13 protein-coding genes are annotated in these 25024 nt (G+C 44.0%); 2 read left to right on the top strand and 11 right to left on the bottom strand.

What is annotated here, in order from left to right:
* Window positions 1-47: 47 nt before the first annotated feature.
* The 6 genes from G3569_RS16185 to speD all read right to left on the bottom strand — a co-directional run bounded on the left by G3569_RS16185 (window position 48) and on the right by speD (window position 7218).
* Entirely contained in the window at window positions 48-1481 is a 1434-nt protein-coding gene (locus tag G3569_RS16185; protein WP_165271116.1) for an amidohydrolase family protein, read from the bottom strand.
* Between the two features lie 71 nt (window positions 1482-1552).
* Complete coding sequence (locus G3569_RS16180) at window positions 1553-2302, bottom strand: DUF1499 domain-containing protein (protein WP_165271114.1); 750 nt, start codon at window positions 2300-2302, stop codon at window positions 1553-1555.
* Between the two features lie 1403 nt (window positions 2303-3705).
* Window positions 3706-4611: a DMT family transporter gene (locus tag G3569_RS19000; RefSeq protein WP_205720252.1), complete on the bottom strand. Its 906-nt coding sequence runs from the start codon at window positions 4609-4611 to the stop codon at window positions 3706-3708.
* A 716-nt stretch (window positions 4612-5327) separates the two neighbouring features.
* Complete coding sequence (gene speE, locus G3569_RS16170) at window positions 5328-6185, bottom strand: polyamine aminopropyltransferase (protein WP_165271112.1); 858 nt, start codon at window positions 6183-6185, stop codon at window positions 5328-5330.
* A 105-nt stretch (window positions 6186-6290) separates the two neighbouring features.
* Window positions 6291-6806 (bottom strand): pyruvoyl-dependent arginine decarboxylase, encoded by a 516-nt coding sequence (locus G3569_RS16165; protein WP_205720251.1) that lies wholly within the window; start codon window positions 6804-6806, stop codon window positions 6291-6293.
* A 7-nt stretch (window positions 6807-6813) separates the two neighbouring features.
* On the bottom strand, window positions 6814-7218 hold the full coding sequence (gene speD, locus G3569_RS16160) for an adenosylmethionine decarboxylase (protein ID WP_165271110.1): 405 nt from the start codon (window positions 7216-7218) through the stop codon (window positions 6814-6816).
* 291 nt (window positions 7219-7509) lie between these two features.
* On the opposite strand from speD, the gene G3569_RS16155 reads away from it, so the two are divergent.
* Entirely contained in the window at window positions 7510-9495 is a 1986-nt protein-coding gene (locus G3569_RS16155; protein WP_165271108.1) for an alpha-ketoacid dehydrogenase subunit alpha/beta, read from the top strand.
* Window positions 9496-9521: 26 nt separating this feature from the next.
* Here the strand turns inward: G3569_RS16155 and G3569_RS16150 are convergent, their stop codons facing one another.
* From G3569_RS16150 to G3569_RS16130, 5 genes are all read right to left on the bottom strand, one after another.
* Window positions 9522-10643 (bottom strand): site-2 protease family protein, encoded by a 1122-nt coding sequence (locus G3569_RS16150; RefSeq protein WP_165271106.1) that lies wholly within the window; start codon window positions 10641-10643, stop codon window positions 9522-9524.
* A gap of 96 nt (window positions 10644-10739) precedes the next feature.
* Window positions 10740-13403, bottom strand: a complete 2664-nt coding sequence (locus G3569_RS16145; RefSeq protein WP_165271104.1) for a cation-translocating P-type ATPase — start codon at window positions 13401-13403, stop codon at window positions 10740-10742.
* A gap of 49 nt (window positions 13404-13452) precedes the next feature.
* On the bottom strand, window positions 13453-14553 hold the full coding sequence (locus G3569_RS16140; RefSeq protein ID WP_165271102.1) for a chemotaxis protein CheB: 1101 nt from the start codon (window positions 14551-14553) through the stop codon (window positions 13453-13455).
* A 127-nt stretch (window positions 14554-14680) separates the two neighbouring features.
* On the bottom strand, window positions 14681-23398 hold the full coding sequence (locus G3569_RS16135) for a GH36-type glycosyl hydrolase domain-containing protein (RefSeq protein WP_165271100.1): 8718 nt from the start codon (window positions 23396-23398) through the stop codon (window positions 14681-14683).
* 11 nt (window positions 23399-23409) lie between these two features.
* Window positions 23410-23736, bottom strand: a complete 327-nt coding sequence (locus G3569_RS16130) for a DUF5335 family protein (RefSeq protein ID WP_165271098.1) — start codon at window positions 23734-23736, stop codon at window positions 23410-23412.
* Window positions 23737-24068: 332 nt separating this feature from the next.
* Here G3569_RS16130 and G3569_RS16125 point away from each other — a divergent pair, with 332 nt between their 5' ends.
* On the top strand, window positions 24069-24842 hold the full coding sequence (locus tag G3569_RS16125) for a hypothetical protein (protein ID WP_165271096.1): 774 nt from the start codon (window positions 24069-24071) through the stop codon (window positions 24840-24842).
* The last annotated feature ends 182 nt before the right edge of the window (window positions 24843-25024 follow it).

Below are 25024 nucleotides of genomic sequence, written 5' to 3'. Positions count from 1 at the left end.
GCTTCTCCCCACTTCCGGATTAGAACACTACCAGTAGATATAGGAAACTAATACTCCGCTACATTCTTCATCGCTCCCTTGATCATGGTGTGAGTAATGGAACGCATGTTGGCAATATCGGAGGCCGGATCATTCTCCAGTACAATTAGGTTAGCCAATTTCCCCTGCTCAAGAGTCCCGAAATCATCCAGCCGCTCCATCGCCATGGCCCCGTTTTTTGTAGCCATCACAATGAGATCCCGTGCAGGAATACCCGCCTTTTGCATCGCCTCCATCTCCTCATAAATAGAGACACCGTGCAGCGTTCCCGGATTGCCAGCGTCGGTCCCCACCACAATGGGAATGCCCGCCTCATATACTTTCTTCAGATTCTTCATATTTGTAGCGCTCACACGATCCGACACCGGATCAAAGGATTTCAAACGCTCTTTAAAATCTACAGTGAGCTTGGGATGTTCACTGAATTGTGAGGCATTTGCCAGCAACTTATTTGTTTTGGGATCAACGCAGCCGTTAGGATCCTCAAACGGAAAAGGAGCAATTCCTGCAGCGGCCCGGTAGGCCAACATATAGCCCGAACCCACAATAAGCGTGGGATTATAGAGGGTTTCCTCCCGCTTGGCCAGATCAATAAATTCTTGATCTACCTCCTTGTCCTGTACGCTGTGTACCAGCAGCTTCGTACCATTTTCCAGTGCGGCCTTGGCCTGCTTCAGCGTAGTAGCATGGGCAATCATCTTATTATCTTGCCTTTCAATCTCTTGGGCCACTGCTTCCACGCGTTCCATATACTCCTCACTATCGGCATCCAACTGCCAAAATTTAATACCCGTCGAACCCAGAGCCGACATGTACTGTACCGTCTGGATACCGGCTTCTTTGGAATCCAAATGAACCAACACTTTATTCGACGGCAGATCAAAAGGGGCACCTGCTACAGGAGTAATCAAAGGACCGGCGGCAGCAACATGGGGTGCTTTTGGATTTTTCTCGGCACTCTGCTGCAGTTGCACCGACCAGCTCATACCGCCCACATCATACACCCCGGTTATACCGGAACATAAATAAGCATTATAATACCGCTGGGGATGTTGCTGCTGGTATGCAATCACCTCTCCCATCGGAAATGTGTCCCGAAGGTCCAGGGCATCGGGACGGCTGTCAAAAAATCCGGTCTGAAAGAAATGAACATGGGAATCAATAAGTCCGGGGGTTATATACTTACCGCTGACATCCTTCACTGTTGCCCCTCCCGGTATTGTGCAATCTCCTTCTCCTCCCACACAGTTGATAGTATCCCCTTTTATTACAATCACACTGTTTCCAATGGATTGTCCACCGGTGCCATCATAGAGGATAGCACCCTCGAGTACCAAATATTCACTTTTCTCATTCGTGGAAGTACAAGCTACACCCCACGCAAATATCATGCACAGGGTTGTAAGCAGGAGCTTTTGTTTTTCTTCGAATAGAAAGTTCATAATAGAAATCCTCAATTTGGGATGAATAAACAGACAGTTTGAAATCTATTCCGAGATAAAATCCCTCATCTTTACTGCCGTTTTACCTCTTCAAGATATTGCCTGATACGGTGTGCGTTGACGCCGATATCTCCGCGCCCAATACGGGATACCGAACGTACGTCGATCTTGCTCTTTCCACCGCCCTCTGCAGTATCAACACGGATAACTACATCATCTTTAAAACCGAACCACGCTAATTTATCCACAGCTTCAATTCGTCCTGTAGATTCATCGGCAGTCACGATCTTCTCCCATGGCATCTGTTTGGCTGCCTTTAATGCACGTTCAAAGGCCCCGGCATATTCCACATCCAGATAGAGAGTTTGAAGGTCCGGGTATGCTTCTCGCTGTGTATCGGCTTTCTCTTGATCCCCATAGGTAGTATCATTGGGAGCCTCAGCACGCAATGGAACTATCGCCTGAAAGGTCGGAGGGTTTTCTATATCGGTAGTGATATCATGAATAGGCGGATACTGCTGTGCTTCATTAAACCAGTACCCGATAGTTCCTATCACGGCCAGGCTCAGCACAACTCCGAGCATCGCCCACTTGGCCCCTTCTACCTCCGGTTTCTTCCACCGTAAAAAACCAAAAACAATAGCCAGCGAAAACCCAATAAGTGCCAGCACCCCACTGCCCGGGAGCAGCCAGGTAAAAGCAGTACCCAGTCCCCACCATCCCCATTGATATCCGTAGCCAGAGAGTATTAATACCAGTACCCCTAAAAAGGCTATGCCTATACTTGCCAACGCCCACTTCGAAATGTTCTTCTGCTCCATAACACTTTTCTCTTTATTGTGATTTGAAAAGAACTTAAGACACATTTTACCGAGCGGCAACTTGTTTATGAGACTTCACAAATTTTGGGACCTTGTAAAATCTATTTTTTCCCCAGCCTTAATCCCTGCAGGTTGGGAAACGCTTTGATGGGATCCATGGACTAAACGCCTTCTCATTTGGCATCAGCTCCCATCTCTCGTCGGGCGGCTGGGGCCGCCGTCCGGCGAATGGTACAAAGCAAGATAAAGAATGCTCCATTCGACTGACGCGGTAAAAGCACTGTCATCCTAAACGCAACGAAGTGAAGTTGAAGGATCTCCCCGAATATGTTCGCCAAATACACCGAAACCGTAACGTGAGCAAGTGCAAAACTGAACGTATTATGTTTTAAATGACTTCCTGATCCTGAAATAGACGCAATGACTCCCCCTTTGGGCAGTTTTTTACTGAAAAAGCACAGAGTGATGTCCGAAGGGGGCTTGGGGGATGTTACTGCTCATTTGTTTAGGGAGATTCAGCCCTCCGATTGTAAACCACATTAAAAGTAATGTCATCATGTCCATCGGGAGGCTGGACCAGCAGAGTTGGAAATGCTATAGTAGTTCGTAAGTCCATATAAGCCTATTGGTTTGAACGTTCTACACCTGGCAAACAAAGATCTCTCCCGCTGATCGAGATGACATTGGAGAGCCATCGCTGGATAAATGTTCCCCGTTAAAAAAACGAGTCATTTCGAGCGTAGCGAGAAATCCTTGTTTTTCCGTTATCCTGTTCCAATGCACATTCTTTCAGCCGTTTTCTGACCCACCCTTAATCCCTCCCTACAAGCAGGGAGGGAAACGCCTTACTCCAGCAAAAGTGCTGTCATGTAGCGAAGTCGGGAAATCGCCCATGATGAGTTCGTCTAGCGTCACAAAAGAAACCTTCATGTATTAACCAATCATTTCAGGGAGATTGTCACGTCGTACCGTCAAACCACAGTACTCCTCACAATGACGAACGTTGTTTAAAAAAATCAAAAGCAGTGTCACTGCGAGGAATTCCGGCGATTTTTCGGAAGACCGCGGCAATCTACCTTTCTTAATTCGCGAAGTCCACCGAAGCCTGATGTCGTAGGTGTGCGTAGGATATAAAGGGTAACCTTTATACATCAACCAATTGCTTCATGGAGATCGCTTCTCCGCCGGATGGCGGATCGCGATGACAACCGTTAAAGGGCAAAAAAAAGTCACAGCATTCCTTGTGGCGGAGGGGCGCGGACGCCTCATAGAAACCTACTACGGCGCAGCTAGGCCTTTATCAACGTGGCAGTACAAAGGCACGAGGCGTAGTGGATTACCCAAGAACAAAGACGTTATCCTGTGAAATTGCAATAGTAACATAAACCTTTCGCTGAAACAGATCACCGGCCAATAGCATGACGCTTCGTTTTCTTCAGCTGAATAAGCACCACAGCCGCAAGTACTAGCACCATACCCGACAGTTGGAAATACGTTAATACTTCATCAAAAAAGTAAATCCCCAACAAGGTAGCCACTACCGGCTCAATAGTGGCCGTAATAGAAGCCCTGCTGCTCTCTATCATCGAAAGTCCTACCGTATAAAGCATATAAGCCAAAGCCGTCGGAAAGAATCCCAGACCGAGTATATGAAACCACACTTTTGTTGAGCTTAACTGCGATACTTCAATGGTAATACCGCTTAGTGGTAACAGCACGGCAGAGGCAAAGACAAAAGTATAGGTAATCACCGTAAGAGAAGAATATTTTTTGAGTGCATGTTTCCCGAAAATGCTATATAGGGCATAACCGAAACCGGAACCCAATCCAATAAGAAAGCCAATCAGTGAAATCTGTTTATCTGCAAAAGGTATCACCTTGATAACGAGCGCACATCCGATAAGAGTTAACAGCAAAGCCCATATTTTGCGCCGGGTCATCGGTTCCTTAAACAGCAGCCACGAAAGAATGGTGACAAAAGCCGGCCCGGTGTACAGAAGAATAACGGCCACAGAAAGCGAAACCTCTTCGATTGCAGTAAAATAACACCAGTTGAAGAATACAATACTGAAGATACCGGTACCAATAAAACTGAACGAATCTTTGAGCTCGATCTTGAGCAGTTCAACATCTTTGATCGCTAAAAATACGGTAAGCATCACAGCAGCACTCGCCACCCGGAGCGTTACGATTTGAAAAACGGTAAAGCCGGCTTGAGCAAGCGCATCGATAAAGAGGCCGATAATTCCCCACAGTGCTGCGCCCAGCAGCACATATAAATAGGCAAGGCGATTGTTAGAAATGACCACGGTTAATTATCTATCCTATACTTTGTTCGTTGAATTAGCGAGCAGGATATTCCTTGTGAGACGAAATTGCAAATGGTTTAAAGTACTAGGAAAAGGAGTCCCCAAGAATAGGATCTTAGAATTGTGGCGGTTGGCAAAGGAGGTGATCGTGTATTTTCCTCCGGTCAACACACTGCCACAAGTTCTAAACTTACCAAGGTAGGGAGAGATACGTTCCGACGCAGAGCCCAACTATGCTAAAACTTCGTTGAACAAGGCATCGGAACGAGATAAACAATCCAATCTTTTAATTCTTCCCCTGAGTAACCAAAGATCTCTCCCGTCGGTCGAGCTGACATTGAGGAGTTGTAAGGACATAAATGCTCGCCATTTTTAATCAGCGGGTCATTTCGAATACAGTTAGAAATCTTTGGTTAAAAGCATCGGAACGAGATATATATGCAATCATCCTCCGCCACTATGTTAAAAACTTCGAGGCGCATAGCTGCACCTCCTTCGGATCATCTTTTCAGCCCCATCAGTGATAAAACCATAAGGAGGACTTATTCTTACGAACATCACAGTTTTGTTTTTGATATTATATAATCGCGCAAGCGTCGCGCTTGTGCGGTAACATTTGTAGTTAATATAGGATTTCACCTTTAGGAGTCCCTCTCCCTGCGCTTAAAGTAGAGAGGACAACTGTGGTCAGATGATAGGCCGATTTCATATACCTCTTATGGTTCAATAATATCTTTCACAAAATTGGGGAGGGCAAAACAACCTCGGTGCACCTCGGGATTATAATACTTTAACTCATCTTCAAAACGCATTACACCATTTTCGACCCGTTGTAGCACTACTTCAGCCAAAGGATCTGTACCCCCTTTACTGGCAAAAGAAAACGACCACATACCTGCAGGATAGAGCGGAATATAGGCCAGGTACATTTTCGAGACCGCATAAATATCATCCAGCGCAGTATATACCTGCTTCATGCTGGGATGATAGGATTCTACCCACGGACTTTCGGTCTGGGCTGTTAAAATTCCATCCTCCGATAACCCATCATAACAAGCCTGCATAAACTCACCTTCGAATAAGCCGGCAGCCGGCCCCACCGGATCCGATCCGTCGATGATTATAACATCATAGGGCACCGAAATATCCTTAACAAATTCGATACCATCACCAATAACGACATTCAGCTTGGGATTCCCCCAGTCCCCTACTTGTGGCAGAAACTCTTTTGATGCTTGTACCACCACTTCATCAATCTCTACCATATCCACCTTCTTTACGCTTGGATGACGCATCACCTCGCGGGCTGTACCGCCATCTCCTCCCCCAATAATAAGCACTCGTTCGGGTTGAGGATGACTAAACATCCCCACATGGGTCAACATCTCATGGTAGACAAACTCATCTTTCTCGGAAAGCATCACCATTCCATCGATAGTCATCATTCGTCCCCAGCTGTCGGTCTCAAGAATTTCGACCTTCTGATAGGGTGTTTGCTCGGAAAACAGGATTCCATTCACACCTATCGTGAGCCCCGTTTTTTCGTTATAAAATTCGTTAAACGTTGAAGACATGTTATCAGGATGCAAGGTTCAGGATACTACGTGATGCGTAATGCGTGATATTGGAAATTCCATTGTATAAAAACTCACTCATTACGAATTACGCATCACGAATCTTTATTCATACCATAGAACAGCACCGGCGAAGGTAGCCCCGCAGTTTTCAACCTGGTGCTCAATACCAATCGATTTAATCTCCTTCAGTGCCCTGTTTCGATAATCAAAAGCGTCAATAACCATCTGTTCTACGATCTCTTCTACATTTTTTAACCGACCGTGATCTTCATACTCCATAATAACGCCGGGTTCAGTTTCATCTTCCGGAATTCCAATAGCAACAGCTGAGGAGATATACCGTCCCGGTGTGGCAGAATCAATATGGGCATAAGCCAATGGAATCAATCCCCCGGCCGGCAAATCAACATCCTCGATATTGTATTCAACTGCCCCAGGAGGAACAATGCTGCTCATACGCATCAAATTTGTATCTCCCACCCCGGCATTTAACAGTGCATTATCAAATGCATTCAATCGTGTACGTCCTTCTGATGCTCCTTTTACCAGGCAATATATATTGGGGGTTTTCAACATCATCTGTTCTTTCGTTGAAGTAGTTGGTGATAGTTCTGGCATTATGGTGTTACTTCTCTAAGATTTGTTGTTGTGGTTTATGTAGCAGTTTCTTGCCGGCCTTGGGTTTGATCATCCCCCGTTTTATTTCCCTGCTGGATATCGTCTCGGCTTGGAAATCTTTTTTAAGAGTATCCCTGATTATCATTGGGTCAATGGTATCGCCACAGGTGAAAATATCGATAGCCGCATAGTTGTATTCGGGCCAACTGTGGATTGAAACATGGGATTCCGCAATCACCACAACACCACTGACACCATGGGGACTAAATTTGTGAAAATTATGAGATATGATGGTGGCTCCCGATGCCCGGGTAGCGGCAAGCATCGAAGATTCGATATATGCTACATCATTGATCTTTTCATTATCACAATTGTAAAGTTCAACCAATATATGTCGACCAAGTGCTTCCATTCAACCCCGAAAAACTAATTAAAAAAAGTGATTGTGAACCTTTCGCGCACGTTCAATAACTTAAATTATTATCATTACTGTCTAAACCCATGCTATTTTCCACCTCCATCTACTATCAATCTAAACAAAAAACCGTTACACTATAATTAAACAGTGATGTTTGAGTCACCAAGTTTATGAACCCTCTGCCAACTGAAAATCTTGATACGAGGGTTGCAATTATTGAATAACTGCTGCATGTTTGGCTCACGTTTTAGAACGAATAAACTACAGAATTTTCAGTAATAATTAATGATCCAGCCACAAAAAAAATTAACTGATCAGCAAGCCCTCGAACACTACAAGAATCTGCTTTTGCCTCGCCGTATTGAAGAGCGCATGCTTAAATTACTAAGGCAAAATAAAATCAGTAAATGGTTCTCGGGTATGGGACAGGAAGCCATTTCTGTGGGAACGGTATCGGCCCTCGCTGATGATGATTACTTGTTACCCATGCACCGCAACCTGGGCTTGTTTACCACCCGCGGCGTAGATCTATATCGACTTTTCTGCCAGTGGTTGGGCAAAACCGATGGTTACACCCAGGGACATGATCGCTCTTTTCACTGTGGTATCCCGGAAAAGCGCATTGTGGGTATGATCTCTCACCTCGCTGCAACTATGCCCGTAGCAGACGGATTAGGACTGGCTTCGCAACTTCGGGACAGTGGATTTGTGGCCTGCAGCTTTTGTGGCGACGGGGCCACCAGTGAAGGCGAATTCCATGAAGCATTAAACCTGGCTGCTGTGTGGGAACTGCCCGTCATTTTCATGATCGAAAATAACGGCTACGGCCTTTCCACCCCTACCAGTGAGCAATACGCCTGCGATGACCTGGTAGACCGTGCCCAGGGCTATGGACTAAAAGGCATGCAAGTGGACGGCAATGATGTCTTTGCCGTTATGGAAGCTGTTACGGAAGCAAAAGAGGCAGCTCTCGATGGAAATCCCACCCTTATTGAAGCCAAGACATTTCGCATGCGGGGACACGAAGAAGCCTCGGGAACCTTTTATGTACCGGATGAGAAGTTCGAAGAATGGGCTAAGAAAGATCCTATCGAACGAATGGCCAATTGGCTAAAAGAGCAAGGTATTGTTACCGGGGATGATGAATTTGAAGCTATCCGCGAAGAAGTTGATAATTCTTTTTTACCGGACCTGGATCGAGCACTAAATGCCGAAGACCCTATCTTTGATCTCCACAAAGAAAAAGACCGCCTGTTTACCCCTGTTGATCTGCCGAAAAAACAGCATAACAATGGCAGCGAATCTGAAAAACGAATGGTCGATGCTATTCAGTTTTCATTACGAGAAGCTTTTGAAGAAGATGAGGAATTTCTCATCATGGGTCAGGATATCGCCGAATACGGGGGCGTTTTTAAAGTTACTGAAGGATTTGTTGAGCAGTTTGGAACAGAGCGCGTACGCAACACCCCCATCATTGAAGCCGGGGCGCTGGGCTGTGCCGTGGGTCTTGCCCTGGAAGGATTCAAACCTGTGGTAGAAATGCAATTCGCCGACTTTATCTCCTGCGGTTTCAACCAGATTGTCAATAATATTGCCAAATCGCAGTATCGCTGGATGCCCCCACTTAATATTACTATCCGGGCACCACATGGTGCAGGTGTTGGCGCCGGGCCATTTCACTCACAATCCCCGGAGGGGTGGTTCATGCAGCATCCCGGACTTAAAATTATAGTTCCCTCGTCTGTTGAAGATGCTCAGAATCTGCTTTACAGTGCGCTCTACGACCCCAATCCGGTACTCTTTTTTGAGCATAAGAAGCTATATCGCAGCATTCGCACGGTTACCCCCGACTTCTGTACTCCAGAAGAGCTTGGAAAAGCAAAGGTTAAACGAGAAGGCACTGATGCCTCTATCATCACCTACGGCATGGGCGTACATTGGGCGCAAGATATAGCTCAACAATACGCTGAAAAAGATATCAACCTGGAAATAGTTGACCTTCGGTCGCTGGCGCCTCTCGACTTTGAAACCGTAAAGAAATCTGTAGAAAAGACGAATAAAGTTCTTCTGCTGCAAGAACCTTCTCAAACAATGGGACCGATGAGTGAACTCTCTTCCCTCATCAGCGAACAGTGTTTTGAAGCTCTTGATGCTCCAATCATGCGCTGCTCTTCACTTGATATACCCGTGCCTTTTAGTCCCAAGCTGGAAAAACACTACCTTGCTGATTCGCGCCTCGAGCGAACCTTGAATAAATTAATAGCCTATTAAAATACAGTTTAGTGGCCAAGCATAGCTTATGCTTTCGACTGACTCCCTAATAACCGGTCGTGACCTAAGCCGTGGAAAACCATAAACTCATTAACATTTTCCCGATCTACCGCCCCTACTAACTCGTCCCCTTCCAAAACCGGAAAAAACGACTTGGTTTTCGACTGTATCATGCGATAGATAGTTGTTAAATCATCACTGGCCTGGATGGTTTTAACATCCTTATCCATAATATCTTTCACCCTTAAGTCACTCCTATTGCTCTTAAAAGCTTCAATAAGAGCAGATTGATACAGAACACCTTTTACTTCCCCGTTTTGGGCAACGATAAAATCACGTTCAGTACCGGTAAGAATAATATCAATTACTTCTTCCAATCTATCCTCCGGCAGCACCGTCGTGATATTGGTCATCATTGCCTCTTCAACGTTGTGATCTTTAAGAATTGCAAGCTGCTGAACCATCACACTTTCTCCCTGAGCACCGAAATAAACAAATATAGCGATAAGGATGAGGATGGGATTATAAAACAAACCAATAAACAAGAAAAAGAATGCAACCAATTGTCCCAATTTAGCAGCCATTCGGGTAGCCTGTACTCTACTAAATTTAAGGGAAAGAAGTGCTCGGAAAATGCGCCCCCCATCCATGGGAAAAGCCGGAATCAAATTAAACAGTACCAACAAAACATTGGCTGAAAAGAGAAAAAACAAAAAATTTGAGCCATTAATGGTACTTAGTACCTCTTCTGCCATTTCAGGATCTTCTACAAGGAACTGCTCCATGGGTAGAACCATGTAAAGGATGAGCGCTATCACCACATTCACTGCCGGACCGGCAATAGCTACTAAAAATTCTTCTTTGGGATCTTCCGGCATTTTTTCAAGACTGGCTACTCCTCCAATTGGTAAGAGGGTAATTTGTTGTGTGGGAATATTGAACCTCTGCGCTGTTAAAGCATGTCCCAATTCGTGCAACACCACACATCCGAATAAGACCATTATAAAAAACGTGCTCCAAAGAATAGCCTCTGTACTGTTCCCCTTCGTTAATTCGAGTACAACAATCCACAATATCAGCAGTAAAAAGGTCCAGTGTACCTGGATTTTGATCCCGGCAATACGTCCCAGCTTTAGTGATCCTTTCATAATTATTGTAACCTATTTTGATAAACGAAATTTTCCTTCATGTTAAACCAAATATTTATATACCTATCCGCAATATTAAGATATATAAACTGGCATTCATATTGTACGGCTGCCTTTCCATGCTTTCAGTATTTGTCCGATGAAAAGCGGTGATAAACTTAACGTAAATACCACTATCCATCCACTCCATTCCGGTGCTGATAACTTCATAACCAGAGCTATTGGCGGAATGTAGAGAGCTCCCAAAATAAGAGCAATACATAACAGGATTGCACCCCAAACCCAATAGTTACGAACAATTGAATTATTCATTAATGTGGACTGCCTGCTGCGCATATTTAAAACATGCCAAAGCTGGGCAAAAGCTAAGGTTAAAAAACTTATCGTTACAGACGCTCTTTCTGACAGGTTTAACCAGTATAAACTGAGAAATAGTGCAGATAGTACCGCCATTGTTATTAATAAGCCATATCCTCCAATTCCCAGCCAATGCTGTTTTGTTAAAATAGGCTCACCGGATTTTCGAGGAGGCTTTTGCATAATATTATCATCTCCCTCCCCTACCCCCAGTGCCAGTGCCGGAAAAACATCTGTTACCAAATTGAGAAAAAGAATCTGCAGGGGTAAAACCGGCAATGGTGCTCCTACAAAAGAGGCCAACCCAACTACCATTATTTCACTGACATTACAGGAGAGTAAATAATAGACAAACCGGCGAATATTTCGGAAGATAATACGCCCCTGTTTAATAGCAGTGACAATAGTAGAAAAAGCATCATCCAGCAACACCATATCCGAAGCTTCCTGTGCTACCTGCGTACCTCGTTCTCCCATTGCAATGCCAATATCTGCTTTCTTAAGAGCCGGAGCATCATTCACGCCATCTCCGGTCATAGCCACAACCTCGCCCTTGCTTTGAAACAGATCGATAAGATCTAACTTTTGGGCCGGACTTATTCGAGCAAAAATATTGGTATCTACGAGTTTTTCATCACTTATCCTATGGTCCCCGGCTTTGGTTAACTCCTGCCCGTGAACTACACTGTCCTGTTCTCCTATTATACCCACTGCTTGTGCTATATATTGGGCTGTTTCCGGTTGATCGCCGGTAACCATAACCACACGAATACCAGCGCCCATACATGCTCCGATTGCCCCTTTCACATCACTGCGCGGGGGATCCAACAATCCGGCTAACCCTACAAACACCAACTCCTCATAAGGGTCTCCCTCAGCAATATTACTTTTTCGATAGGCCAGCCCAATTACTCGCAGCCCATCAGCCGCCAGTTTTTGATTCTGTTCTCTCCATTTGTCACGATCTTCTTCTGAGATCGGTTTTTCTTCTCCCTGTTCCAGCTTTTTCGTGCAATGAGCTAACACCGTATCCGGAGCTCCTTTTACCGAAATCCGATATAATTCATCATCTATAGCATTCCAGGTAGCCATCATTTTAGCTTCCGCGTCAAAAGCCTCTTCCCGTTCCTCCGGATATTCAGCAATCAACTCTTCGCGAGCTATACCTGCCTTTCGAGCGGCTTCAAGCAAAGCTACCTCTAGGGGATCTCCGCTCTCTTCCTCCTTCGCGCCATCATCAATTGTTGCATTATTACAGAGCACTCCAATTTCCAGCAACAGCCTGATATCATCATCCAGATCCTCGTTTATATCACTAAACTGCCGATCGGAAGTCGTTTCTTGTACACCGGCAAACAGCTGTTCTACGCTCATTTTATTTTCGGTAAGTGTGCCGGTTTTATCTGTAAAAATGGTAGCCGTTGCCCCCAATGTTTCTACTGACGATAATCGGTTAACCAGTGCATTTTTATTGGCCATAATACGCATCCCTTTGGCAAGGGCAATAGTAGCTACAATAGGAAGTCCTTCAGGCACTGCGGCAACGGCAAGAGCGATGCCGGTTTGTACCATTAGCATCAACGCTTTACCGGAAAAAACGCCCATAACAGCGATCAATACCACCAAAACAAAAGTCAATATTATCAGACGAAAGGCAAGTTGGTTAAGCCGTTCTTCGAGTGGAGTTTGCTCTTCCTCAGCCTCTTCGACCAGAGAAGATATATGTCCCAATTCAGTATCTTGACCGGTTGAAACCACGACACCTTCACCGGCACCACGTGTTACCGCCGTACCTTTATAAAGCATTGAGGTCCGCTCTGCCAATACTGTTTGTTGGTCTACTGCTTCCGCACTTTTTGAAACAGGCAGGCTTTCACCGGTAAGAGCCGATTCATCAGCCTGGAGTTTTGAAGCCTCAATCAGACGAAGGTCTGCTGTTATCACATCACCGCCCTCAAACAAGACGATATCCCCGGGAACCAGCTCATGTGCATCGATATGCTGGACCTTCCCCCCGCGCCGGACCCTTGTTTCAACAGTGCCAAGCTTATATAGTGCCTCCATAGATCGTACTGCTCTGAGCTCGGTAAAAAAACCGATCGCAGTATTAATAATAATCACTATAACAATGGCCCAACCCTCGAGGATATCCCCATATAAAAATGCTGCGACTGCAGCCGCAGCCAGCAACAATATAATGAGACTTTTAACCTGGTTATACAGGATTTGCCAAATACTCTTCTTCTTACTCTCTCGAAGCTTATTTTTGCCAAACTTATTTTGACGCTGGCCTAACTCATCGTCATCAAGCCCTGCATTCTTCGTTTTTAAAGCCGTCATAATGTCCCCGGAGTTTAGAGCCCATGCGTTATCCGGACGGCTAAAAGCAGCAGATCTATTCATATGCCATTATAATCGTTTCAGGTTCGCAGCTACTTCTCAATACTTGTTTCTAGTGTGAATTTACAACGGACGATTGATTTTCGTAGGCCCCGCTTTTTCTTTTGGAGATAAGACTTGCAATCTGGCTTCCAAGTTCCTCCATTGAATAACTTTCATCCGCCAACCCGGATTCGATAATAGATTTTGGCAATGTATCGGCAAACGCACTTACGGGATCTTCCACCATAATATGACCGCCTGCTTTTTTTATTGCCTGGGCTCCAAATATTCCATCTGTTGCGTATCCACTTACTAACACGCCCAAAACTTCACTACCATATAAACGAGCCGCCGACTTGAAGAGCACATCGATGGAGGGACGCACCCCGTTTTTTCGGGGACCTCGATGAAGTTTTAAAGATGATTGCATCCCCACTTGCTGCACTTCGCAATGGTATCCTCCCTTTGCAATCCATGCCCTATTGGGCATTAAGGTAATATTGTCCTCTGCTTCATTTACTTCTATTGGAGATAGCGAATCTAACTCATCTGCTAAAAGCCGGCTATATATTTTGGGCATATGCTGGACTACCACAATAGGTACAGCTAAGTCAGCTGGAAATTGCTTAAACATCGTTCTAAGTGTATTTATGCCTCCAATACTTCCACCAATAACAACTAGTTTAATTGGACTATCAGCAAAAGCTATATCTGCTGCATATTCTTTCTCTCTTGGAAAGGTTAGGCTGCTTTTTTGTGTAACTTTATCTTTCGTTATTTCATTAATAATAGGGAGCAACCGTTTTTCTAAATGATCTCCACACAGCAGTTGGGAGATCTTATGTTTGGGTTTAGTAATAAAATCTACCGCACCTTTCTGCAAAGCATTAAGCACCGCTTCTCCACCAATCTTTGAGCGCGAACCCAATACTATAAAATTGATATTCGGGAATGATACCTTCAGTTTTTTTAAATACCGTAAAGCTTCATCTACGGGGTTTTCAATATCCAAAAATACAATATCAGGATTCTGTTCCCTAATTACCTTTTCACTATTCTTAAGATCTTTAATACTATGGACATCGGCGCTATACTTGTTTTTTAGAATATTTGTGATGGCGCGACGGACCAATATATTTTGATCAATAACTACAACATTTAGTTTTTCCATAACCGGCGCTCTCTGTCATTCAACTTATTTGCTAGATTAGATTATAAACGATTCCACCCACATTATTTGTACGGCCTATCATGGGGGGAGGTGTGAGAGATTTTACCACATCATTTTAGAACATCTCCTATAAAGAGTCTGTGATCTGCAAAACTACGTTATGTTCTTTTTTGTCCTCTTCCAACGGTACTTTAGCTTTTCCCTCAGGGAATTCAACTGATTCGCCGTCAACTTTACCTTTTAATGCCCCTTTCTCTATGCCCTCAGGATTGTTGATATGGATATGGTATACGGTTTCCCCATCGTTTAACGTCCACTGAAGCTGATAGCTATCCCAGTAAGAAGAAATTACCGGCTCAATTATCAACATCCCATCATTCACTGTTATTCCTAAAATCGACTCCAGGGCCACACGATACATCCATCCCGCAGAGCCGGTATACCAAGTCCATCCCCCCTGACCGGTCAGTGGTGCTTCCCCGTAAATATCTGCAGCTACGGCATACGGTTCAACTTTATACTGTGCAACTTGAGCCTTGGTCAAAGCATGATTTACCGGGTTTATCATATGAAGATAAGATACTGCCTTATCACCGTACCCCATTTGGGCAAATGCTTTGATAGCCCACATAGCCGCATGCGTATATTGGCCTCCATTCTCGCGAACGCCCGGTATATACCCTTTGATATAGCCCGGATCTTTCTCCGTTTTATCAAAAGGAGGTGTTAGCAATCGAATAATCTTATTGTTATTTGATACCAAATGCTCCTCAATTGCAGAAAGGGCTTGTTCGGCTTTTTCGGGCGGGGCAACCCCGGAAATAACTGACCAAGCTTGGGCAATGGCATCAATTTTACATTCCTCATTTTCAGACGATCCAAGAGGCGTTCCATCATCATAATAAGCGCGGCGATACCAATTGCCGTCCCAACCTTCTTTATTCAGATGGGTTGCCAGATCTTCAGCCTTTTTACGGTATTCACCGGCCTTATCGTTGTGCCCCAGCATGTTACTATAGCCTTTAAACTGTTCGAGTATCGTATGCAAGAAAAAGCCCAACCAGACACTTTCTCCCTTTCCCCGGTGGCCAACCCTATTCATACCATCGTTCCAGTCTCCGCCCCCAATTAAAGGGAGTCCGTGGACTCCCATCTGCAATGTCACATCTATTGCCCGAATACAATGCTGATATAACGATTCTTGTTGCCCGGGATCGGTAATAACCTCTGGGTTCAGATATACTTCATGCTCGTCGTCTTCTAATGCTCTTGCCTTCAAATACGGGACCTGTTCATCCAGAATATCAGAATCGCCCGTGGCCTTTATATAATGGTCTACTACATAAGGCAACCAAAGCCGGTCATCAGTAATTCGTGAACGGATCCCACGCCCCGTTGGCGGATGCCACCAGTGTTGGACATCCCCTTGTTTAAACTGACGGGTAGCATGGAGTAAGATCTGTTTCCGGGTCATTTGGGGATCCACATAAAGAGCTGCCATCGAATCCTGCAACTGATCCCGAAAACCATAAGCTCCCCCTGCCTGGTAAAACCCAGTTCGCGCCCACATCCGGCACACAATATTCTGATACTGCAGCCAGCCATTCATCAACACATTTAGTGAGTTATCGGGTGTTTTTACCTGTACACGCCCAAGCCGACTCTTCCAATAGCCTTTCACCTTCTGCAGTGCATCGCGAGCCTGGGTCGCATCACTGTATTTTGTAATAAGATTTTCAGCCCTCTCCCTATTAGCCGTTTCGCCCAGCATTGTAACAATTGTTACCTCTTCCCCGGCCTCTAACGTTAACCTCTGATGAAAAGCGGCACATGGATCACAGTTATTATTTACAGTACTATCCAGCCTGTTTTCTTCTGATACTGCTCTAGCTTTAGGTAACGAGCCGTTTCGGCCGATAAATGCCTCCCGGTTAGAGGAAAATGAGGTGTCAGTTTGCTTCCCGGAGAGCTCTGGCATACAGGCAAAAGCAAGACGTTCAGCAAATTCATTATTATATGGGTTACGGGCAAAAAGTGCATTTTGGCCAGGGCTAAACTCTTGAACTACATGAGGAGCAGATGCTTCTCTTGTAATTCCCAACACCCATGCCGTATAGCTAAAAATAGAGATCTCTCGATTTTCTTCACTGTTATTTTTGAGTGTCAAAAGTGATATTTTTACAGAATCTTCTAAAGGCACAAAATGCACTAGCTCACTTTTAATACTGTGAGTCTCGTGTTCAAATCGACTGTAGCCGAAACCATGTGACACCTTATAGCCACTTTGCCCCGGCGTTGGTCCGGGAGTGGGAGACCAAAATTCTTTTCTCTGTTCATCACGAATATAAAAGGCTTCTGATGCCGGATCGAGCAGTGGATCATTTGACCAAGATGTTAATTTATTCTCGCGACTATTTTCACTCCAGCAATATCCGGCTCCTTTTTCTGTCATCAGGAAACCAAATGTCGCATTCCCAATCACATTAATCCACGGTGCCGGTGGGAACTGCAATATTGCTTCTTCTTCTGACGGTGTAATATGTATCTCGTATTCATTACCATCCTCAGTAAACCCTCCGAATCCGTTATAAAATTGTAGCTTCTCAGATAACTCTTTCTCTTCTGGACCCTGGCTATCCAACAACGGCGATACAGGTATATATAAAGGTTCCGCTTCTCCATCCCCCCCTTCAAAACGGGGCTCGGTTTTGTCCGGTTTGATCTCAATATCAGGCAATCTCCCTTCCGTCACTACCGATGCAACTGTTAGAATGAGTCGTAGATCTTCATCAGGAACACGATCAGAACGAATCATAAAAATATTGGCCTTGTCCATTTCTCGATAGCTGCTGTGGATACCCTCGATCGCCTGCTGTATTCCTTCCTGTAACTCATCAGCATAGCTGGGCGGATGATCATTTATAATAACAAGATCAACCTCAAGGCCCCTTTGCTTCCAAAACAGGTGACCCTTTATCATTTTCTCTAAAGAGGTCAGCTGGTCTGTTTCATTTATTCGAAATACGAGAATGGGAAGGTCTCCCGAAATACCATAGGCCCACAAGCCCGATTGTTGTTTAGTATTCGCGGAACGAGTTTCAGCAGGTGCCCTAAACTGATTGCTGGGATAAATCAGATATGCTGCTAATCTTTGAAAATACTGAGACAAGTTGCTGCTAATTCCAATATGCTCTTGCTCAACAGTATTATAGATATTTGCCATATCAAAGGCGCGTTCAACAGCAGGGGGATTATCAAACATATCGGCCAATTCCCCGGCTTCATCACGGCTAGCAGCCCATCCAATGCCAAAGGTAATAGTCCTTTTCTCACCTGCCCCGAGTGATATAGTTCGACGCAAACTCATTATCGGATCTGATATGTTACCGCGTGCGCCACTCAGTTCCTGGCCTAATGCTATAACTTTGGGATTTGATCTCCCTCGGCCACGACCAATAAAATTTGAACGTTCTGTTTCGAATTCCATGGAATCACCAGACAGATCGCTTTCCTCTTCGGCAACAGTATGTATCATATACATAGGGGACTCCTCGTCGCTGCGTGGTCGTCGCCAAGCAATTATAGCATGATGCTCCGGCAGATAGTCTGTTTGTATGAAGAGCTTGGAAAAAGCCGGGTGCGAGTCGTGATTTTCTGCCTCATTGAGCACTATCTCGGCAAAACTGGTAAGCTCCAGCGACCTTGACTGATCAGAATAATTAGTAAGGGTTATTTTTCTCAGCTCAATGGGATGCTCGGGAGAAATACAGATCTCAGTAGTCGTTTCAATCCATTCATCGACTCTTGAGGTTTGCAGCTTACTATTGTGGAACCAACTTTCATAACGATCGGGTTTACGTTTAACCGGCTGATGCATGGCCGACCAGTACTCTCCGCTTTCGCGATCTCTTATATATACAAATACTCCCTGGGGATCCTTGGTTGTATCTGCTTTCCATCCTGTAAGCCGGATATTATTAAATCGTGTACAACCGGTACCGGCATGACTAACGAAACTATGCAGATCACCATTCGAAAGCAGATGAACACGTGGTGGAGTCGCATCCAGGCTGGAGATATCAGAATGTTCTACAATATCTTGTACCTGCTGCTGTTCACCCGGTTCCATTTCGACATCAATGGGATATGGCTCTTTTACCGGAATACCTTTAGGAATACGCTCTTGTAACAGCAGTTCGCACCCTTTTATCATTGGCTCGGCGTGAAAATCATCCCGAATTTTCCAGTCATCCAATACATTTAAAAATGAAGCCAGAGCCATACCGTGATGATGAGCCATATACATTTTAACCACTTTATATGGCTCATCCCCTTCCATACGAGAGGGAGTAAAATCTACCGCATCGTAATAACCTTTCATACCCAATGCCCCTAACTGCTCCAGATCTTCGAGATTTTGTAACGCCGTTTTAGGTTCTATCATTAGTGCTAAAGCAGAAGCATAAGGAGCTACTACATAATCTTCTGCAAGTCCCCGTTTCAATCCCAGACCCGGTACTCCAAAAGAACGATATTGATAATGGAGATCCAGATTTAATCTATTATAAGCACTTTCTGAAAAGCCCCAAGGGCGGTCATATCCCTGGGCATATTCTCGTTGCCATTCGACAACCCGATCATAAGTATGACTTAACAATGTTGCTGAATAGGAACGATTGAATAACTGCGGCATCAAATATTCAAAGGTTGTCCCTCCCCACGAGAGTAAAAACTCTTTATCATTTCTGCTCGTCAAACGCCTCCCCAACCGAAACCAATGTTCCGATGGTATATCACCCTTGGCAATTGCAATAATAGATGCTATACGAGCCTCACTGGCCAGCAGGTCGTATGTACCCTTATCAAGCTCAGCCTTTTCAACATTATATCCAATACTAAAAAGGGATTTCTTTTTGAGATACAGAAATGTGAAATCCATCTCTGAAACCAACCGCTGACATTTATTTCTAATATCTTTTACCTTTATTTGCCACTCTTTTAGTTTCTTAATGGCATTGGGATATTGATCATCTCCCGACGACAATTGCTCCAGTGATTCGGCAGGCGATGACATTAATTCCTCGGGTGATATACCACTAAAATAGGACAACTCGTCTTTATAATTTTCAATTTGTTGTAGTGGACGCTCCAACCAAAAACGAAAATCTTCAACTCCCTTATCACCCAGTGAACTACGCAGCTGCATTAAATTTTCTCCACACAACCTACAGGCAACGTCTTTGAGCTTCTGTAATAACGCTATACTCTCTGCAACGGTGTTAGGGCGCTCATCATCGAGCAATATTAACATATCATCAACACACTGGTTCATGTTCTGGCAAATTTCAGAATATCCCGCTGTTTGCCTTTTCATATCACTAACCACGGACTGCACAGTACTAATAGTAACCTCTAATCCATCCCAAAACTTATTATTTAATGGCTGCTTATAGAATAGGCGTTGTACAGCCTGCTTGGTCACAATAAGACCCGCAGCTAAATTACCTGAATCAACCGTTGAGATATATTTTGGACTTAAAACCTCTCCCAGGCGGATTTCATACCAGTTATAGAAATGTCCCTTGTACCGATCCAATTCAGTGAGACTTGTCAATGTATTATGGATGCGATTTAAAAACTCATCAAAAGTTATATATCCTAACTCATGTGCAGCCTGGGTAGCAAGCAGAGTCAATCCAATATTTGTAGGAGAAGTACGTGCGGTAGTCGGCTGTGGCGGGTCTTCCTGATCATTATCCGGCGGCAACCAGAAATAGGTATCATTTACAAATTGCTCAAAATAGAACCAAGTACGTCGGGCATAATTGTGTATTTTATCCTTGTCAGCTTCAGACAGTTCTTCATCTTCTTTTTCATACGGTCGACCAGAAACCCAGGCAAGCCAGGGAGAACCAATCCATAACAAAGCAAATGGACTGACCAACCAGAGTTTTACGGGGTCGATGAAAAAAGCTGCTGTAAGAACACCAATCCCCAGTATTACTGAACTAATCATCGTCCTAAAGTAGTGCTTCAAAGTAGATGAACTTTCTTTTTCGGCCTGAAAGGAAGTTGTCCATTCTAGCAAATTCTTTTTTGATACGCTCAATCGCCACAGGCTTCGGCAGACAGCATCGACCTGGATAACAGCCTGGTGGGGTAAAATCGCCAACGTTGAAACAGATTGAATCGTATTGATTCTTAGATTTGAGCGAACCTTCTCAAAATAGAGTTTCCACTTAACTCGCTTGGGACGATTTACAATATCAGTGGAAAAACTTATAAAAATGGGAAAGGCGATAATGCCAAATGCAGCAAGGGTCCAGAAGATCGCGGACCCCGGCACTAGAAACCATGCGGAAATAAAAAACAGAGTTAAAAACAAAGGATTCAATGAGCGCCGGAGATTGTCAAATATTTTCCATCGTGAAAGCAAGTTAATAGGATTTTCAACCTTTTCTTCTGCAGTTGGTACCGTTTTGAACATCCATCGGGCAATTTGCCAATCGCCGCGCGTCCACCGGTGATTTCGTTTACTATAGCTGTCATAGTTTGTTGGATAGCCATCAAAAAGCTCGATATTTGTCATAAGCCCCGCACGAAGGTAGGTACTTTCTATGAGGTCGTGAGACAATATTCTATCCTCCGGAAACCGCTGATCTAAAACCCTGTAAAAAGCACGCACATCATATATTCCTTTGCCGGTATATACTGCTTCTCCCATCAAGTCCTGGTAAATATCAGAGACAGCGGTGGTATACGGGTCGATACCAACATTGCCCGAAAAAATGTGAGAAAACCACGATTTATTCGCTTCATCCGGGGGAATAGATATGCGAGGCTGGATAATGCCATACCCCTTAGTGATACGCTCTTCATCTTTATTATACCACGCCCTGTTCAGCGGATGCGAAGCAACTTCAATCAGTTCTATAACACTATCCGGAGGTGTTCGCGTATCGGCATCAAGGGTTAAGACATATTGCACCTCTGCTTTTTGAATACTTTCCCTAAAATCTCCAAAAACATATTCAAAAGGCATCTCTTTTTGGGGATTGCAAAGGCTCCTATTTAACTGCTCCAGCTTTCCACGCTTACGTTCCCACCCCATCCATTTATCTTCGGCGGGGTTCCATTTGCGTTTACGATGAAGAACAAAAAATTTATCTCCATAACGAGAAGAATACTGTCTGTTGAGTCGGGCAATACCTCGTTCCAGTTCTTTAAGAATTGCTTCATCCCGGGGCTGATTTTGCTCATCTGCATCAGTAAAATCAGAAAGCAATACAAACTGCAAGCCCGATCCCTTGTTCGCCAACGAGGAAATTTCAAGTTTCTCTAACTGCTCCCTAACCTCCTCCACAGAATGCAAAAGAGTAGGCACCACGACCATCGTCCGGGCCTTATCAGGTATTTTGTCAGTAAAATCCATTTTGGGCAAAATCCGTGGTGGAACCGAAAAGGCAAAAAAGCGATTAACAGCTGAAATTGATAGCTCCAAGGCCGGAAAAAAAGCGATCACCAAAGCGACAATGGTCAGAAACTGCGACTGCCAGGTCAAGTTGGTAACTGCTGTCAAGGTACCTAACAACAAAAAGGTTACAGTCCCAACGCATCCTATATAGTATAAGGTATTGTGTTCCAGTCGTTCACGAATACGTTCACCCAAAGATTTCTGATAACCAATTTGTGAACATAATTGATTGTATCCCTCCCCCTTCAAGTAATATCCGACGTGTTTTTTTAAAACCGTATAATCATCTAGTATATCCGTTTCATGCTGCCCTGAACCATTGAGATGCTGTTCAGCTAACAGTAATACCTGTTCGGCAACTTCTTTTTCTGAATAATTTGACCTGTTACTCAACCGTTCTATTGTATTCCGATACTGATCCTTTGTTTGTACATCCATATCTTTATAAACTCCCAGAGGATCGAGCTGTAATATCCTGTCAACTATAGAACAGTGAGCTACAAAGTCTTGCCACTGCGCTTCTGAGACCTGTCGCAGTGAACCGATAGCATTTTGTATGCTAACCTGTATCTTCGACTGGCGCTGGGCTTCCTGTCGAAGAGCCTCATCAACGGTAATGCCAAAATTACTAAGCTTATATTCAAACCATCTTTTTATCTCATCGGTAAATAGTTCAACCGAACGTAATTGCCGAATTAAATCGATATACAGCTCTCGCTCTTCGTACTCATCTTTTTCCTCTTTCAGCCAATCTGTAATACGATGTAATAGCCAACCCGGCTCGGTGTGATTGTCCGGATGCGTTAAATCGGCTATAAATTGTTGAATTTCTGAACGTATATTACGGTGCTTTATGACTCTATTGGCTTGCTTTTTTAGCTGTTTAAGCAGCGCAAAGCGCATCATAATCGGTATAGCCCAAAGTTCGCCGATCATCAACGTAATCTCTTCCTGATAACTATCGGTATACTGAGTAATATTATCCAGCCCAACATCATTGTCGGTATTCATCGCAAGGTTCTGCACCAATCCATAGACCCTGGGCTTTCCCTGGTTGGGTCCTGTGGTAAGATGTGGAAGGTTTCGTTGAAAGCCGATAGGAAAATCGTGCTCAACCTGGACAAGCTGTTCCTGAATAATATAAAAGTTGTCGATGATCCACTCAGCAGCCGGTGTAATCTCTTTATTTTGTTTAGCCGATGTTGCTAATAAGCGATATGCTTCGGTTAGCTCTTCTTTTATTTCGGCCAGCTGAGGTTTTATTGGAACTACACTCTTTTCGTCATATGAATAGGTCTGTCGTTGTGCCAGCTTTTTAGCATCTTTCCGCAACAACTCGGGCTGATACATTAAAGGAGTTTGAGTAGCCATATAATTACTACCTACCGAGTCTCAATAATGTTTTTGGTGCCATCTTTTTGAATAACTTCTAAATTAAGGATCCACCCCTCACGACTTTCAGACACATAAATTTCTTTTGGGTGATGTATTATTCGGTTCGAATCCTCTAATCGTATATCTAACAGATCCCCTTTTTCATCATAAGTAATACCGTTTAACAGCACCCATTTTGTTGCTTGTTGGGCTCCCATAGAATCGTCAAAAACACGAACTTCCGCATACTCGGGCTCTTCATCTTTTAAATATTTTTTAGAAAAAGAGTCGAAATATGCTTTCCATTTATTTTTCTCAATTTTTTTAATAGCCATAGTCCTTTCTTCTCTTTAATAATTTTGCACTTAATACTTACCTCAATTCGAACCTAAATTAAAGAGGGTATATCACGGTCATCAATGACAGAAAAAGCCCTACATAAACAGCATTGAATAGACATTTTTTTAATGCAAGATTAACAAAAACAGATTCCACTCCTACCCGTCTAAATGCCCAAAGCATAAATACTAAGGACAGGTATCCCTTATCAGGATTTTTCTTACGCCAATTTCAGCATCTCTTCTACAAGTAAACCCCATTGAGACCGTTATTTATGGACAACAGGTGAGAAAAACACTCTTTAATGCTAATGATAGAGAGCCCAACAATGAAAAAACTACTGCTCATTACTGCACTGTCATTAATAACTTGCCAACTGTCAACGGCCCAACAGACCAATTACAAGAGTGGAAAATATGTTCAGCTCACTAGAACTGATTCCATTCAAACGCAGTTAATGGCTGCTGCCCAGACTATCGATATATTTGGATGGTTGGGGAACGATCTGTTTGCGGCTGCCGAACTCATTTCTATTGATGGCTATGTTACTGATGATGCTATCCTTGCCAGCAGGCGTGCCACAATTCGCGGTACAGTTGGTGATCTCCTAGCCGGTGCTGCCGAAACATTCATTATCGACGGAGAGATAAATGGGGATGTTTTTGTGGCCGGCCGAATGATCCGAACACTCATCGAAATAGAAACTATCACTGCCGACGTAATAAATTCATTCGGTATTGAGGTAATTCTGCTGTTGAGTATCGTTGTTCTATATTTTTTCTACAAGGGATATAGAAGACGTATAGGTAATCGATTCTCATTTGATGAAATTGGTAACCAGATTATTCAAATACCGGCATATATATTAATCATCGGCTTGCCACTGGCATTTAGCCTATGCTGGACCTTTGGTATTGCCTTCGTCATCTATGGTAATTTCAATATCATGACCGCTACCCTGGGGCTACTGCTTTTTGGGATGGGGATTGATTTCGGTATCCATTTTTTTGCTCGATATACCGAACAACGGGAAAAAAACGAATCCGTTGCAGAAGCTAGCCATTCGATTTGGCGATCGGCTGCCGCTGGATTTACCACGTAACCACAAAAAATTAACAGCCCGGACAGAGTTCAGTTTACACACCCGAACTGAACAGCTACTTCACTGGTACATTTTTATTTCAAAGGCACGGGTCTTAAGCTCGTGCCTTTTTCTTTTACCTCCCCTATTTTGTATCCCTTGCATACCGAGATCCTGAAACAAGTTCAGGATGACAAGTTTTT

The sequence above is a fragment of the Fodinibius halophilus genome (assembly GCF_011059105.1).
GTDB classification, from domain to species: Bacteria; Bacteroidota; Rhodothermia; order Balneolales; family Balneolaceae; genus Fodinibius; species Fodinibius halophilus.
This window is presented reverse-complemented; position numbering and strand designations above follow the sequence as displayed.